Origin of the sequence: Pseudomonas halotolerans (genome assembly GCF_039581215.1) — a bacterium.
GTDB classification, from domain to species: domain Bacteria; phylum Pseudomonadota; class Gammaproteobacteria; order Pseudomonadales; family Pseudomonadaceae; genus Aquipseudomonas; species Aquipseudomonas tehranensis.
The window spans coordinates 121,131-136,409 of record NZ_JBCNTJ010000016.1; the positions used below are offsets into that span (position 1 = coordinate 121,131).

Consider the following 15,279-nt stretch of genomic DNA (forward strand, 5'->3'; position numbering starts at 1 on the left):
TAAGCAAAACGCCCTGCACAATCCTGCACAAATGATCCTTGTGCGAAGTTGTGCAGGGCGCTCGGGGAAAGCCGGCTCAGTACCGATTGGGCTCCATTTCCAGATCGACCTGAAAACGTTCGGCAATGTCTTTCTGGATCCGCTGGGCCAGATCCAGCAGTTGCGCACCGGTGGCGCAGCCGTAGTTGACCAGCACCAACGCCTGCAACTTATGCACCCCGGCGTCGCCTTCGCGAAAGCCCTTCCAGCCAGCGCGCTCGATCAGCCAACCGGCGGCGATTTTCATCTGCCCTTCGGGTTGTGGATAAGCCACCAGATCCGGGTATTGCAGCTTGAGTTGCGCGACATGCGAAGCCGGCACCAGCGGGTTCTTGAAGAAACTGCCAGCATTGCCCAGCACGGCCGGGTCCGGGAGCTTTTCACTGCGAATGCTGCAGATGGCCCGGCTGACATCCGAGGGAGTCGCCTGCTCGATGCCCAGTTCGGTCAACCGCTGGCGGACCGGACCGTACTCCAGGTGCAGAGGCGCGACGCGACTGAGGGCAAAGCGCACCCGCAGGATCAGCCAACGACCCGCTTGCTGCTTGAACAGGCTGTCGCGGTAGGCGAAGCGGCATTCTTCGAGGGTGAAATCGCGCTGTTCACCGGTCTGGCGATCCAGGGCGGTGAGGCCCGCGAAGACATCCTTGATCTCCACGCCGTAGGCACCGATGTTTTGCATCGGCGCAGCCCCCACCGTACCGGGGATCAGGCTGAGGTTCTCCAGCCCCGACCAGCCTTGGGCCAGCGTGTACTGAACAAAGGGGTGCCACGGTTCCCCTGCTTCGGCTTCGATCAACACCCGCTCGCCATCATCGCTGAGCAGACGAATCCCTTGGCTGGCCATGCGCACCACCAGCGCGTTGATATCGCCGGTCAGCAGCAGGTTGCTGCCGCCACCGATCACCAGCAACGGCACGTCATTGGCGCTGGCATAGGCCAGCGCCTCGCGAACATCGGCATCGTTGTGAGCTTCGGCAAATAGCCGGGCGCTGACGTCTACGCCAAAACTGTTGAACGGCTTGAGGCTGACGCCGGCCCGTACCTGCAAGGTCATAGCCGACCCTTCAATTCGATCACCAGGCGGTCGGTGGCTCGCTCGATCAGGTCCAGCACTTGCTCGAAACCCTGTTCGCCGTCGTAGTACGGGTCCGGCACGTCATCGAGTTCAGCCTCGTAACGGCGCAGGAACAGATCCAGCTCGGCCCTGCCACTGCTCGGTTGCAGGGTTTTGAGATTGCGCAGGTTGCTGCTGTCCATCGCCAGGATCAGGTCGTAAGTGGCGAAATCGGCCCGGCTGACTTGGCGGGCACGCTGGGCCGACAGGTCATAACCGCGGCGCTGGGCCGCAGCCTGGCTGCGCTTGTCCGGGGCCTTGCCCACGTGCCAGTCACCGGTACCGGCGGAGGCGACTTCCACCTGTTCGGCCAGCCCGGCCTCGCGCAGCTTGTGCCGCAGGATGCCTTCGGCGGTGGGTGATCGGCAGATGTTGCCGAGGCAGACAAACAGAACCCGCATCAGGCCTCCAGCAGGCGACGAACGCGCTCGAGATCTTCCACGGTGTCGACGCCGGTCGGCGGAGCAATCAGCGCATCGGCGACGTGGATTCGCACGCCGTGCCACAGGGCACGCAATTGCTCCAGGGACTCGGTGTTTTCCAGCCAGCACGGGCCCCAGGCGACGAAGTCCTGGAGGAAACCGGCGCGGTAAGCGTAGATACCGATGTGGCGGCGGTACGGCACGCCGTCCGGCAGCGCGTCGCGACTTTGCGCGAATGCATCCCGGGCCCAGGGCAACGTGGCACGACTGAAGGTCAGCGCCAGGCCATTGAGATCGCTGACGACCTTGACCACGTTGGGGTTGAACAGGGTTTGCACATCCTCGATCGGCTCGGCCAAGGTGGCCATGCGCGCTTCGGGATGGGCTGCCAGATTGTTTGCAACCTGATCGATCACACTCGGCGGGATCAACGGTTCATCGCCCTGCACATTGACCACGATGGCGTCGGGTTCCAGGCCCAGCTTGGCGGCGACTTCGGCCAGACGATCAGTCCCGGAGTTGTGATCCTCGCGCGTCAGCACCACTTCGGCGCCAAAGCCCTTGCAGGCCTCCACGATGCGTACATCGTCGGTCGCCACTACCACGCGCTGGGCGCTGCTTTTGCAAGCCTGTTCCCATACGTGCTGGATCATCGGCTTGCCGGCGATCAACAGCAACGGCTTGCCAGGCAGGCGCGTCGAGGCAAAGCGCGACGGAATGACAACGGTAAAGGCTGCGGTCATTTATCCAGGCGCTCGTCGGTGGTCAGGGTACGGGCCTCGCTTTCGAGCATCACCGGGATGCCATCGCGAATCGGATAGGCCAGGCCGGCGCCTTTGCTGATCAGCTCGGTTTTGTCGGCGCTGAGTTTGAGCGGACCCTTGCAGACCGGGCAAGCCAGAATGTCGAGCAGTTTGGTGTCCATGATATTTCCCTGGATAGATGTTTTAGGGCAAAAGCCGATCCGGCAACAGGCGCATCAACTGGGTGTCGAACCAGTCCGCGAAAGCTGGCGACGGCGCGGCGTCCACCGCCAGGTACCACCAGTCGGGGGCGGCAAAGGCACGGCATTTGACCGCGTCCTTTTCCGTCATGACCACCGGCAGCGACGGCGTGAAACTCAACGCTTGAGCGCTGTATTGGGCGTGGTCGGCAAACCCGTGCGGTATGGGACGCCAGTGTAGCGTTTCGAGGGTCTTGAAGAAACGCCCGGGATTGCCGATGCCGGCCACGGCATGCAGGGTCTGGCCGGGCGGAAAATGGTCGAGTGGCCGCCGTTCGCCGCTGGCCAGGTTCACCAGGGCTGTGGGACGCAACTCGAAGGCATAGCCGTCTTCGCGGTCGGCGCTGGCGCCGTTGTACAGCACGGCATCGACCGTTTGCAGACGCTCCACGGGTTCCCGCAGCGGACCGGCAGGCAGACAACGCCGGTTGCCCAGGCCCCGGGCGTTGTCGATCAGCACCAACTCCAGATCCCGCGCCAGGCGGTAATGTTGCATGCCGTCGTCGGACAGGATCAGATCCAGCGGTTGAGCCTCCAGCAGCGCCCGCACCGCCCGACTGCGATCCGGATCGATCACCAACGGCACGCCGGTGCGCTGGACAATCAGCAGAGGCTCGTCGCCCGCGACGTCGGCGCCCTGCCCGGCCTCGACTCGCCACGGCAGATGGGGTGGTTTAGCGCCATAACCCCGGCTCACCACGCCGACCCGCAGGCCACTGCGCTGGCAATGCTGGATCATCCACAGGATCAACGGCGTCTTGCCGGTACCGCCCACTGTGATGTTGCCCACCACCACCAGCGGCACGGGCGGTTGGTAGACATCGCCCTCGCCCGCCAAAAAACGCTCGCGTTTGCCCATCACCACCCGCCGGTACAACCACTCCAGTGGCCGCAACAGCGTCAGGGCCGGGTGACCTTCGTACCAGGCGGCAAGCAATCGATCAGACATGGCCATCAGGGTGTCGGCGCCGCCTCGACGGTGGTCATGCGCAGATGGCTGAAGCCGAGCTTGCCGGCCGCGTCCATGGCGGTGATGACAGATTGATGAGGGGTCTTGCCGTCGGCGCTGATGGACAACGGTAGGCTGGTGTCGCCGCCGGACTCCTTTTGCAGCGCATCGATCAGGCTCGCCAGGTCGCTCTTGGGCAGCAACTGATTGTTCACCGAAAACGTCCCTTCGGCACTGATCGTGACTTCCAGGTTCTTGAGTTGCTGGTCTTCGGCAGGCGAGCCGCTGACCGCTTCCGGCAGCTCCACCTTGAGTTGGGTTTCCCGGGTGAAGGTAGTGGTCACGACGAAAAACAGCAGCAGGATGAACACCACGTCAATCAGCGACGCGAGGTTGATCTCGACGGTTTCCCGTGGTTTGCGGCGGAATTTCACTTCTTGCCCTCGGCCAGGTCCACGTCACGGTCGCCTTGCACCACCTCGACCAGCTTGATGGCTTCCTGCTCCATGCCCACCACCAGCTCATCGATGCGCCGTTGCAGGAAGCGATGGAAAAACACCGAAGGAATCCCCACCATCAACCCGGCGGCCGTGGTGATCAAGGCCTTGGAAATCCCCCCTGCCAGCACCGAGGCATTGGCGGTCATGCCTGCGCCGGTGAAGGAACTGAAAATGTCGATCATGCCCAGCACGGTGCCGAGCAGGCCCAGCAACGGGGCCATGGCGGCAATGGTGCCCAGGGCATTGATGTAGCGTTCCAGCTCATGGATGACCCGGGCGGCGGCTTCTTCGATGCACTCCTTCATGATCTCGCGACCATGCTTGGAGTTTGCCAAGCCCGCGGCGAGGATTTCACCCAGTGGTGAACTGGCCCGCAGTTCCTTGAGCCGATCCTTGTTCAGTTTCTTGTCTTTGATCCAGACCCAGACCTGCCCGAGCAGATGCTCCGGGGTCACCCGGCTGGCCCGCAGGGTCCACAGGCGTTCGGCAACGATTCCCAGTGCCACGATGGAACTCAGAATGATCGGCAACATCATCCAGCCGCCGGATTTGACCAATTCCCACACAGTGACAGCCCCCTCGAAAAAGTGCGCCACTTTATCATACAGACGCACCTTGCAGACCCGCCCCGCCGATTACACCGTCATGGACGATGACCCGGGTCAAGGTTGCGCCCTTGGTCCCGCAAACGGCGGGTCGCGCCAGTATCGCCGTTGGCCTGCCTGCAGGCTCGGTGGTTCAAAGGCCCCCAGTTGCAGACGAATGGCACCCTGTTCGGCACTGTCGTAGATCGCCATGCCCAAGCGGCGATAGCGAGCCATGACCTGGGGATGAGGATGACCGAACGCATTGCCCTGGCCTCGGGAGATCAACACCGAATGGGGTCTGAGCCGTGACAGCAGCAACATCGACGATGAACTGCGGCTACCGTGATGGGGCGCCGCCAGCCACTGGACCGGCACCGCCAGAGGCCCGTCGAGCAACGCGCGCTCGGCATGGCTATCGATGTCTCCGGTGAGCAACAACCGCTCACCGCCCGCTTCGACCAGCAGAACGCAGGATCGCTGGTTGCTTTCAAGGGCGGATGACCATTGCCACAGCTCGAACCTGACCCCGTCCCACTCCCAGCGCGCGCCACTGTCGCACGCCTCTGCCTGCAAAGTGGCAGGCAACGCGACCGGGTCTCCACTGACCACCCGAATCGTTGGCAACCCGTTGCGCACCGCTTGGGCGCCTCCGGCGTGATCGGCGTCGGCATGGCTGAGCAGCATCAGGTCCAACCCGGTTACGCCCAGCTTGCGCAAGGTGGGCAGCACCACGCGCTCCCCGGCGTCGGCCTCGCCGAAGCGCGGCCCCGCGTCGTAGAGCAAGGCGTGGCGACGGGTGCGTACCAGCACCGCCAACCCTTGGCCCACGTCCAGTTGCCAGATTTCGGCTTGCCCGGGGAGCACTTCCTCGCGCGGAGGAAAAACCACCAGCAGCAACATGGGCCATCCCAGTACCCGCAGCGGCACGCCTTTGGGCAACAGCAGTAATAAAGCCCCAAGAGCGGCCATGCACCCTGCCCATACGGGGATAGCTGCCGGAACCCATGCCGGTATTCGCCCGGCCACCACCGCCAGCCCCTTGAATAGCAGATCGAGCAGCCCGCCGGCGATCCAAAGCAGCCCTTCACCCACGAACGGCACCGGCAGCAATGCTGTACCGAGCAGCGCTGGCGGCAACACCAGCAGGCTGACCCAAGGCACCGCCACCAGGTTCACCAGAGGCCCGCTAAGGCTGATCGGCAAACCTAATATCAGCAATATCGGACAGAGTCCGACTGCCACCAGCCATTGAGCACGGGTCCAGGTTTGCCACCAGCGCCAGGGTCCCAAGCGTGCGCCGAAAGTAAACATCAGGATCGCCACCGCAGCGAACGACAGCCAGAACCCCGGCCGCAGGCTGGCCAATGGATCGAACACCAGCACCCCATTGAAAGCCAGCAGCCACGCCCACCAGGGGTCGGGGTGCCGGTAACGCAAACGCCACAGCAGCACCAGGCCGATCATCGCGCAGGCGCGCCGCACCGGTACTTCGAAGCCAGCGAGCAAACCGTAGCCCAGGGCCGCGACGAAGGCCAACGCGCAGGCCCAGGGCAACCACGGCAGACGCGCCGGCCACACGCCATAACGCGCCGCCCCAGCCACCAGCAGGTACATCAGTGCGGCAAGCAGACCGATGTGCTGCCCGGAGATCACCAGCAGATGGACCGTGCCGGTGTCCTGCAGTACTTGCCAGTCATCACGACTCAGCCCGGCGCCATCCCCCAGGACCAATGCCGCCAGCGCCCCGGAACGGCCCTGGGCGTCGACTTGCGACAGCGCCTGACGCACGCCGTCGCGCCAAGCACCTTGGGCGGGTTGCTGCAAATGACCGTCCTTGACCGTGCCGGTCGCGCCGATGCCCCGACTCAACAGCCAGGCCTGGTAATCGAAGCCATGGGGGTTGCGCAGTCCGGCTGGGCGTTTGAGCTTCACCGCCAATCGCCATCGTTCGCCGCTGCTGACGGGCGGTCCACCGAACCAGGCCAGGCGCATCGACGACGGCAGCCGTGTTCGGCGGGAATGGGCATCGGCCAGTTCGAAGCGCACCACACCTTCGTTATATTGCGGCAAACCGACGACGCGCCCTTCGACCCAGCGGGTTTCTCCGTCCAGTGCGGCAGACAACCGGTCGTCCAGGGCCAGTTGCGCCGACAGACAGGCCCAAGCCAGCCCGATCAGGAAGAAACCCAGCGGATGAGTTCGAAACGGCAACACCATCAGCGCCAGCACAGGCATGACCGCAATCAGCCACAGCGGCGGCAGCGCCGGGCAAAAAACCGGGGTCAACAGCCCGAGTGCAAGCGCGACCATCCCTGTGCGCATAAGCCTGTCCTTGAGAGTCTTCTGTTCAGGCATAGCCGGTTTGCGGCACGGTGCGCGTTAACAATTGTCACAAAGTCTGAATCAGTCCGCCGTAGAATGCGGACATACTTGCGGCCTCACCGCTTTGAACCGACCGAGAAGCCTTATGCCCCGGCGCCTTTTCAAACGTTACATGCCTGACCCAGCGAGTATTCGGGAACATAAGTCCTTACGTTTTCTCGGTTCCTTGCTGCACGACCCCAACCTCTGGCACCTCAACCGACACTCAGTGGCACGCGCCATGGCCGTTGGTCTGTTCGCTGCCTTTTTGCCGATTCCTTTGCAGATGCTGCTCGCCGCGGCGCTGGCCATCACGGTGCGCGGCAACATACCGATTGCGGTGAGCCTGGTCTGGCTGACCAACCCCATCACCATGCCCGCCGTGTTTTTCTGCACTTACCAGACCGGGGCCTGGTTGATGGATGTGCCTGCCCGCACGTTGCCGGAAGAGCTGACCTGGGAATGGATCACCAACCAGTTGTCTACCTTGTGGCGGCCGTTTCTGCTGGGTTCGGTGGTGACGGGTCTGGTGCTGGGCGCCCTGGCCTATTTCATGACCATGATCTATTGGCGCTGGTGGGTGGCGCGGCAATGGAAACGGCGCAAGAAAAGCCGGATGTGAGAAACCAAAAGGCCTCCACTGAATGGAGGCCTTTTTGCGGTGTTCTTGCTCGCCTCTTCGCGAGCAAGCCCGCTCCCACAGGACGTGCGGTGAACAATAAATTGTGCGACCGCCTTGGAGCAGTGTGGGAGCGGGCTTGCTCGCGAAGAAGGCGACACGGTCTTACTTAAGTACGCATCCCCCGCCCACTGACCAGTAACCGCGCACACCCCACATAGAGCACCAGGGTTGCCACCAGCATGAAGGTGATGGCGATGCTGATCCTGATGTCCGACACCCCAAGAATGCCGTAGCGAAACGCATTGACCATGTGCAGCACCGGGTTGGCCAGGGACACGGTCTGCCAGAACGGTGGCAGCAGGGAGATCGAGTAGAACACTCCGCCCAGGTAAGTCAGTGGCGTGAGCACGAACGTCGGGATGATGGAGATGTCATCGAAGTTGCGCGCAAACACGGCATTGATGAACCCCAACAGCGAAAAGATCGTGGCGGTGAGCACCACCACCAATATCGTCACGCCCAAATGGTGCACCTGCAGATCGGTGAAGAACAGCGACAGCAAGGTCACGATCAAGCCCACTGCCAACCCCCGCAATACACCGCCCAGGGTGTAGCCGATCAGGATCGTATGGGGCGAAACCGGCGAGACCATCAGTTCCTCGATCGAACGCTGGAACTTGCTGCCAAAGAAACTCGAGACCACGTTGCCGTAGGAATTGGTGATCACCGACATCATGATCAGCCCTGGCACGATGTAGTCCATGTACGTGAAACCGCCCATGTCGCCGATTTGCCGGCCAATCAGGTTGCCGAAAATCACGAAGTACAAAACCATGGTGATGGCCGGTGGCAGCAGGGTCTGCGGCCAAATCCGCATGAAGCGGCGGACTTCGCGATAAACGATGGTGTTGAGGGCGATGAGGTTGGGTCGCAATTCGGAACTCATACCGCCACCTTCGCCAGATTTTTCTCCACCAGGGACACGAACAACTCCTCAAGGCGATTGGTTTTGTTGCGCAAGCTCTGCACTTCAATGTTTTGCAGCGCCAACTGGCTGAACAATCCAGTAATACCGACGGCTTTATCCACCTGGACCTCCAGGGTGTGATGGTCCACCAGACGGGCCGGATAGCCGATCAGTTGCGGTGCGATCTTCAGATCGTTCTTCAGGTCCAGCAGGAACGTCTCCACATGCAGTTGGCTGAGCAACTGTCGCATGCTGGTGTTCTCGACAATGGTGCCGTGGTCGATGATGCCGATGTTGCGGCACAGCTGCTCGGCCTCTTCCAGGTAATGGGTGGTGAGGATGATGGTGATGCCCTTCTGGTTCAGCTCGGTCAGAAAGGTCCACATCGACCGACGCAGTTCGATGTCGACGCCCGCGGTCGGCTCGTCGAGAATCAGCAGGCGCGGCTCATGAACCAGGGCCCGGGCAATCATCAGGCGCCGCTTCATGCCGCCGGACAATGAACGGGACGGCACATCGCGCTTGTCCCACAACCCCAATTGCGTCAGATACTTTTCGGCGCGCTCATTGGCGATCTTCGGCGGAATACCGTAGTAACCCGCCTGGGTCACGACGATGTCGAAGGTCTTTTCGAACTGGTTGAAATTGAACTCCTGGGGCACCACGCCGATGCAGCGCTTGAGCGCGGCGGGCTCACGGTCCAGGTCATGACCGAAGATATTCACCGTGCCGCTGGTCTTGTTCACCAGGGTGGAAAGAATGCCGATGGTGGTGGATTTGCCGGCACCATTGGGGCCGAGCAAGGCGAAAAAATCACCTTCGGCGACGTCCAGATCGATACCACTCAAGGCCTGGAAACCGTTGCCGTAGGTTTTGGTTAGCTGCCGGATGGACAGAGCGGAACTCATATCGGATTACGCACCAAGAAGGGGAAGAAACAATTAGATAAGGGCGCACGGCGAGCAATACAACCACGGCGCACGAAGGCAATGGTGCGTGGCGTCGCCGCACAAGTACAGTCAAGCGTGTCGATAGTAAGTATTAAGTCAACGCGGTCATGACCGCCTTGCGATACGCCGGACGCTGCTGCAGCCGGGCGTACCAGGCCTGCAGATGAGGCAGCGCAGCCCGCTCGATGGGCATCTCGAACCAGGCATAAATGAAACTGCCCAAGGGAATATCGCCCATGCCGATCTCATCCCCCGAGAGGTAGGGTTGCTCGCTCAACGTCTGGTCTGCCATCGCCAACAAGCCATCGCAGACCTCGATCGCCGCATGGATGGCCGCCCAGTCCTGCTGCTCGGCGGGGGTGCGCAAGACACCCCAGAATACGGTACGAAACGGATCGGCAAACGAGGAAGTGGTCCAGTCCATCCATTTTTCAGCCCTGGCCCGCGCCTGGGGATCGGCCGGATACCAGGCTGAAGCCGGAGCATGGCAAGACGCCAGATAACGCACGATGGTGTTGGACTCCCAAAGCACAAAACCGTCGTCCTCGATCATCGGGACGCGACCGTTGGGGTTCTTGGCGCGATACTCGGGCGTGTCCACCACGCCGAACGCCCCCCCGGCGTCAATGGTCTCGTAGGCCAGCCCCAGTTCTTCGGCGCACCACAGCGCCTTGCGCACATTCGATGAGTTTTTCCGACCCCAGATCTTCAGCATCACGGCTTGCTCCGATGGATAAATGCCGCAGCAGCATACGCCGGATCAGCCGCGACTCAAATCGCCCTGCATGTCGCCAAGCAGAGGCGGCAGTTGCTCGCCGAACAGGTGCGGGTAGCATTTTTCCAGGTGCTCGAAGAAGAACGCTTCGGGCACATCGGCGAATTGGCCGTGATCGGTGACGTACTCCATCAGCTTGGCGCCCTGGCGATTGAACGGGTGAAAAACGCTGTCTTGGAGGCCATCGAACTCCAGGGGTGCCACATCGAACAACTCACACAACCCTTGATTGAAGGCCGGCGTGGCCTTGACCCAGCGCTCGTTCAGGTAGAGCTCGGTATAACCGTGCATGGCGAACACATCACTCTTGAGCAATTCCAGCAGGCGCGCAGTGGACAAGTGATTGCGCACATCCGCCAGACCGATGCGCGCCGGAATACCACAATGACGGGCGCCGGCGGCCAGCAAGGTCGCCTTGGGCACGCAGTAGCTTTCCCCACGGGCCAGGGCGTAACTGCCACGCAGGGTCTGCGGATCGCGGCTGAAAGTGTAGGGGTTGTAGCGCACGGCCTCGCGCACCGCGTAATACAGGCTGATTGCCTGCTCGACCGGATCGAGGCTGGCGCTGCGATGGGTTTCGGCGAACTCAATGACCGCCGGGTGATCACTGTCGATGAAGCGGCCGGGTTTCAGGTATTGCTGCATAAATGGAAGGCCTCTGGAGAAACATCACCGTCTGGTAGGCGCTGTCGAGTGCAACGAGACTGCGATCTTTCCCCAGACAATTGAATCCCTGAGCGAAAGACCGAAATCGCAGCCTTCGGCAGCTCCTACAGGAGAGCCTGCCACGAGTTTATCCACAGCCCTCGCCCAGCGATAACGGCATTCCGGCCAAACAATGGCGCTTTCTCACTTTGTTAACGAACGATTTCCCACGGCTGTTGCCAACCAGACTGGCGCAATGCATCCAAGGTTTCCCACGAAATCAATCACATCGCGCCGACCGCCGGTTTTGCAGATGCCGTCTAAGCTCTGAGGGTCGGTTTTGCCCTGGTTCACGGAGGATTACATATGCTGTTGTTGTGGATACTGGTTCTGGTCGTCGGGAAAGCCTGGCTGGCGCATCGGCGCACCGCCCCACTGCCCGCGCTGGGAATCATCGCGGTCTACCTGCTGGCCATGAACCTCTTCAGTCCCGCCCCCGGTTGGCTGATGCTGATCCTCTGGGTCGTGCTCGCCGCCGTCGCGGCACCACTGCTGCTGCCGGACCTGCGCCGCAAGTATTTCAGCGCGCCGATGTTCAACTGGTTCCAGAAGACCCTGCCTCCCATGTCAGAAACCGAGCGCGACGCCATCGACGCCGGTACGGTGTGGTGGGACGGTGAACTGTTCAGTGGCCGGCCGGACTGGGATACGCTGCTGGCCTACCCCAAGGTGCAACTGAGCGAGGAGGAACAGGCTTTCCTCGACGGCCCCACCGAAGCACTCTGCGCCATGGTCAGCGACTGGCAGATCGGCCAGGCCATGGACCTGCCACCCGCCGCCTGGGCACACATCAAGGAGCACGGGTTCTTCGCACTCATCATCCCCAAGGAATATGGAGGCAAGGGCTTCTCCGCCTATGCCCACTCCCAGGTGGCGATGAAACTGGCCACCCGTAGCGGCGATCTGGCTTCCACCGTGATGGTCCCCAACTCCCTCGGCCCGGCCGAACTGCTGCTGCACTACGGCACCGACGAGCAACGCAACCACTACCTGCCACGGCTGGCCCGTGGCGACGATATCCCCTGCTTCGCCCTGACCGGGCCGTTGGCGGGGTCCGACGCCGGGGCGATGCCCGACACCGGCATCATCTGCAAGGGCGAATGGGAAGGTCAGGAAACCCTGGGCCTGCGCCTGAACTGGGAAAAGCGCTACATCACCCTGGGACCGGTGGCCACCCTTCTCGGCCTGGCCTTCAAGGCCTATGACCCCGATCACCTGCTGGGCGATGAAGAAGACCTGGGCATCAGCCTCGCCCTGATTCCCACCGACACCCCTGGCGTCAATATCGGCCGTCGTCACCTGCCCCTGGGCGCCGCGTTCATGAACGGACCGAACTGGGGCAAGGACGTGTTCATCCCGCTGGACTTTCTCATCGGCGGCCAGCCCATGCTCGGCAAGGGCTGGATGATGCTGATGAACTGCCTGTCGGTCGGCCGGTCGATTTCCCTCCCGGCAGTGGGCACCGGGGCGGCGAAGTTCACCAGCCTGGTGACCGGCCAGTACAGCCAGGTACGCGAGCAGTTCAACGTGCCATTGTCGGCCTTCGAAGGCATTCAGGAGGCCATGGCCCGTATCGGTGGCAATGCCTGGATGATGGACGCCGCCCGCATGCTGACCGCCAACGCGGTGGACCTGGGAGAAAAACCTTCGGTCCTGTCGGCGATCCTCAAATACCACCTGACCGAGCGCGGTCGCGAATGCATCAGCCACGCCATGGACGTGCATGGCGGCAAGGGCATCATCATGGGGCCAAACAACTACTTGGGGCGTAGTTGGCAAGGTGCACCGATCTTCATCACGGTCGAGGGCGCGAACATCCTGTCACGCAACCTGATGATCTTTGGCCAGGGTGCGATTCGCTGTCACCCGTTCGTGCTCAAGGAAATGGCCTTGGCCACGCGAGAAGACAAAGACCAGGCGCTGATCGAATTCGATGGGTTGCTGCTCAAACACATCGGTTTTGCCATCAGCAACGCCGCCAGCACCCTGGTGCTGAACCTGGGCCTGGGGCGTTTCGAAAGAGCCCCCGGCAACGCCTTGAGCCAGGGTTATTTCCGCGCGCTCAACCGGCAGGCAGCGGCATTCGCCCTGCTGGCGGACCTGAGCATGATGCTGCTGGGCGGCGAACTCAAACGTCGCGAACGCTTGTCGGCGCGCCTTGGGGATGTATTGAGCAACCTCTACCTCGCCTCCGCCGCGCTCAAGCGTTACCACGATCTGGACTCGCCGGACCATATGGAACCGCTGTTCACCTGGGCCATGGAAGAAAGCCTGGGCCAGGCTGAGCGGGCCCTGGACGAACTGCTGGACAACTTCCCGAACCGGGTGCTGGGTGGTTTGTTGCGCGGGGTGGTATTCCCCTTCGGCCGCCGCCACAAAGGTCCGAGCGACAGGCTGGACGCTGAAGTGGCTGCAGTGATCGGCCGGGGCAAGGGCGACCCGACCCTCGAGGAGCTGCTGCAGGGTTGCTATCGCCCGCAATCGGTCGACGATCCGGTGGGTGCGCTGCAGCACGCTTGCGACCTGCTGGCCGCGGCTCATCCGCTGCACAAGAAACTGCATGGCGCGCTCAAACAGGGTCAGCTCAACCCCGCCCCTGGCGAACAGGTCATCGACGCGGCCCTCGAAGCTGGCGTGCTACAGGCCGGCGAGGCCCAGACCCTGCGCGAGGCCGAAGCGGCCCGACGTAAAGTGATCGACGTGGATGATTTCGACAAGGAGGAACTCACGCTTGCCGAGGACAAGGTCCGCTGATCCTGGCGACCCTGTGCTTCTGCCATGTAAAAACGGGCGCAAGCGCTTTATACTCCTGCGCCCGTTTTGCTCTTGAGGACTTATCTCGTGTCCAACGTCGTTGCCGATCACCTTGTCTTGCTTGACCACTTGCGCAGCATCCTGGTCGCCGTGGGTGAGGCAGACCAGGTTCCCGAAGAAAGCCATGCCCTGTTTCTGGAGCGCTTCGACGAATTGCGCGCGCAACTGCCCGTTGATCCGATCGAAAGCCAGTACCTGGGCCAGGACCTGATGTGCCAGGTGATCGTGCGTTATCCACAGATCGCCCACCTGGTGCCTCGCGACCTGCTGTGGTACTTCGCCGGTGACTGCCTGCATTACATGCCCGACGAAGAAATCGCCTTGTATCAGGCTCTGGAAGAGCGTCGTTTCGAAGCCGAGCAAAACGACGAACCCTTCGACTGGAACCAGGAAAAGCAATTGCTGGCGATGTCGGATCAGGACAGCAAGCACTGATTGCGGTCAGTTCATGCCAAGGCCCGCACGGTTAATCCGGCGGGCCTTTTTTGTGGCCCGCCCCATTCAAGGTGGGCTCTTTCTCCAGGCACTCCACCAGATAATCAATGAACACCCGCAACTTCGGCGGCAGGTAGCGGGTTGGCGAATGCAGCAGCCACAACCCACCCTGGTAGGAGGCCAGGAACGTCCAATCCGCCAGCACCTGTACGATCAGACCTTGCTCCAGCGCATGACGGGCCGTGAAGTACGGCAAGCTGCCGATGCCAATGTGCTGCAAGACAGCCTCCAGCCGCACGCCCGTATGATTGGCGGCATAGCGTCCACGCACACCGACGGTGACGGACCGGGTGCCTTTCCTGAATTTCCAGCGAGCGTCGTGTGGGGTTTCTCCCAGGTAGATGCAGCTGTGCTCCAACAGGTCGTGGGGATGCTCGGGGATGCCGTGTTCGGCCAAGTAGCGCGGCGTGGCGCAAAGCAGGTGGTCAATGGTCAACAACTGACGGCCCACCAGCCCGACCGGCGGCTGGTCGGTGATCCGCAGAGCCAGGTCAACGTGATCGTCGATCAGATCGACCTGCCGATCTTCCAGCAGCAATTCCACATCGACCTTGGGGTAACGACGCAAGAATTCGGGGATGTGGGGATGAATGACAAAACGCCCTACCGCCTTGGGCACGCTGACCCGGATCCGCCCTTCGGCTTCATGGGTGAACTGGCCGCTGATTTCCATCACCGAGCGGGCGGCGGCGACCATCTCCCGACAACGCTTGAACACTTCCTCCCCGCCATCGCTCAAGCGCAGCTTGCGCGTGGTGCGTTGCAGCAAGCGGGTGGCCAAGGCTTTTTCCAGACGCGAGATGCTTCGGCTGACAGCCGACGGTGACAAGCCTGACTGCCTGGCCGCTTCGGAGAAACTGCCGGTCTCCACGACCTTGACGAAAATGGCCATTTCGGCGAGCAAGGCCAGTGACTGATTTGTGCTCATGGTGCAAAAGCCCTATGAAATTTCACCGGATTATCACCCATTACG

Annotated in this window: 16 protein-coding genes; 3 read left to right on the forward strand and 13 right to left on the reverse strand. The window is 61.9% G+C overall.

The window, feature by feature from the left end; genetic code table 11:
- Positions 1 to 76: 76 nt before the first annotated feature.
- The 8 genes from murB to AAIS01_RS20660 form a co-directional block, all read right to left on the reverse strand.
- Positions 77 to 1,096 (reverse strand): UDP-N-acetylmuramate dehydrogenase, encoded by a 1,020-nt coding sequence (gene murB / locus AAIS01_RS20625; RefSeq protein ID WP_343470487.1) that lies wholly within the window; start codon positions 1,094 to 1,096, stop codon positions 77 to 79.
- Positions 1,093 to 1,557, reverse strand: a complete 465-nt coding sequence (locus AAIS01_RS20630) for a low molecular weight protein-tyrosine-phosphatase (RefSeq protein WP_343470488.1) — start codon at positions 1,555 to 1,557, stop codon at positions 1,093 to 1,095. Before AAIS01_RS20630 ends, murB begins: the two co-directional genes overlap by 4 nt.
- Complete coding sequence (kdsB, locus tag AAIS01_RS20635; RefSeq protein WP_214913368.1) at positions 1,557 to 2,321, reverse strand: 3-deoxy-manno-octulosonate cytidylyltransferase; 765 nt, start codon at positions 2,319 to 2,321, stop codon at positions 1,557 to 1,559. Before kdsB ends, AAIS01_RS20630 begins: the two co-directional genes overlap by 1 nt.
- The gene (locus AAIS01_RS20640) at positions 2,318 to 2,503 is read right to left on the reverse strand and encodes a Trm112 family protein (RefSeq protein WP_003179363.1); all 186 of its coding nucleotides are present in this window, start codon (positions 2,501 to 2,503) and stop codon (positions 2,318 to 2,320) included. Before AAIS01_RS20640 ends, kdsB begins: the two co-directional genes overlap by 4 nt.
- A 22-nt stretch (positions 2,504 to 2,525) precedes the next feature.
- A complete protein-coding gene (lpxK, locus tag AAIS01_RS20645; protein WP_343470489.1) occupies positions 2,526 to 3,536 on the reverse strand; it encodes a tetraacyldisaccharide 4'-kinase in 1,011 nt (336 codons plus the stop codon).
- Positions 3,536 to 3,964, reverse strand: coding sequence for an ExbD/TolR family protein (locus AAIS01_RS20650; protein ID WP_343470490.1), 429 nt, complete (start codon positions 3,962 to 3,964; stop codon positions 3,536 to 3,538). Before AAIS01_RS20650 ends, lpxK begins: the two co-directional genes overlap by 1 nt.
- The gene (locus AAIS01_RS20655; protein WP_177513903.1) at positions 3,961 to 4,596 is read right to left on the reverse strand and encodes a MotA/TolQ/ExbB proton channel family protein; all 636 of its coding nucleotides are present in this window, start codon (positions 4,594 to 4,596) and stop codon (positions 3,961 to 3,963) included. Before AAIS01_RS20655 ends, AAIS01_RS20650 begins: the two co-directional genes overlap by 4 nt.
- Positions 4,597 to 4,692: 96 nt before the next feature.
- The gene (locus AAIS01_RS20660) at positions 4,693 to 6,939 is read right to left on the reverse strand and encodes a DNA internalization-related competence protein ComEC/Rec2 (RefSeq protein ID WP_343470491.1); all 2,247 of its coding nucleotides are present in this window, start codon (positions 6,937 to 6,939) and stop codon (positions 4,693 to 4,695) included.
- A gap of 145 nt (positions 6,940 to 7,084) precedes the next feature.
- Here AAIS01_RS20660 and AAIS01_RS20665 point away from each other — a divergent pair, with 145 nt between their 5' ends.
- Positions 7,085 to 7,600, forward strand: coding sequence for a DUF2062 domain-containing protein (locus tag AAIS01_RS20665; RefSeq protein ID WP_092400069.1), 516 nt, complete (start codon positions 7,085 to 7,087; stop codon positions 7,598 to 7,600).
- 166 nt (positions 7,601 to 7,766) lie between these two features.
- Here the strand turns inward: AAIS01_RS20665 and AAIS01_RS20670 are convergent, their stop codons facing one another.
- From AAIS01_RS20670 to AAIS01_RS20685, 4 genes are all read right to left on the reverse strand, one after another.
- On the reverse strand, positions 7,767 to 8,546 hold the full coding sequence (locus AAIS01_RS20670) for an ABC transporter permease (protein WP_092400071.1): 780 nt from the start codon (positions 8,544 to 8,546) through the stop codon (positions 7,767 to 7,769).
- Positions 8,543 to 9,475 carry an ABC transporter ATP-binding protein gene (locus tag AAIS01_RS20675; RefSeq protein ID WP_343470492.1) on the reverse strand — a complete coding sequence of 311 codons (933 nt, stop codon included), beginning with the start codon at positions 9,473 to 9,475 and terminating at the stop codon, positions 8,543 to 8,545. Before AAIS01_RS20675 ends, AAIS01_RS20670 begins: the two co-directional genes overlap by 4 nt.
- Before the next feature lie 133 nt (positions 9,476 to 9,608).
- Positions 9,609 to 10,232, reverse strand: a complete 624-nt coding sequence (locus AAIS01_RS20680) for a glutathione S-transferase family protein (RefSeq protein WP_343470493.1) — start codon at positions 10,230 to 10,232, stop codon at positions 9,609 to 9,611.
- Between the two features lie 45 nt (positions 10,233 to 10,277).
- The gene (locus AAIS01_RS20685) at positions 10,278 to 10,937 is read right to left on the reverse strand and encodes a transglutaminase-like domain-containing protein (protein ID WP_343470494.1); all 660 of its coding nucleotides are present in this window, start codon (positions 10,935 to 10,937) and stop codon (positions 10,278 to 10,280) included.
- Positions 10,938 to 11,303: 366 nt separating this feature from the next.
- On the opposite strand from AAIS01_RS20685, the gene AAIS01_RS20690 reads away from it, so the two are divergent.
- Positions 11,304 to 13,751 carry an acyl-CoA dehydrogenase gene (locus tag AAIS01_RS20690; protein ID WP_343470495.1) on the forward strand — a complete coding sequence of 816 codons (2,448 nt, stop codon included), beginning with the start codon at positions 11,304 to 11,306 and terminating at the stop codon, positions 13,749 to 13,751.
- A gap of 87 nt (positions 13,752 to 13,838) precedes the next feature.
- Positions 13,839 to 14,246, forward strand: a complete 408-nt coding sequence (locus tag AAIS01_RS20695) for a PA2817 family protein (protein ID WP_047228173.1) — start codon at positions 13,839 to 13,841, stop codon at positions 14,244 to 14,246.
- Between the two features lie 31 nt (positions 14,247 to 14,277).
- Here AAIS01_RS20695 and AAIS01_RS20700 read toward each other — a convergent pair whose 3' ends face one another.
- Complete coding sequence (locus AAIS01_RS20700) at positions 14,278 to 15,234, reverse strand: LysR family transcriptional regulator (RefSeq protein WP_343470496.1); 957 nt, start codon at positions 15,232 to 15,234, stop codon at positions 14,278 to 14,280.
- Positions 15,235 to 15,279 lie beyond the last annotated feature (45 nt).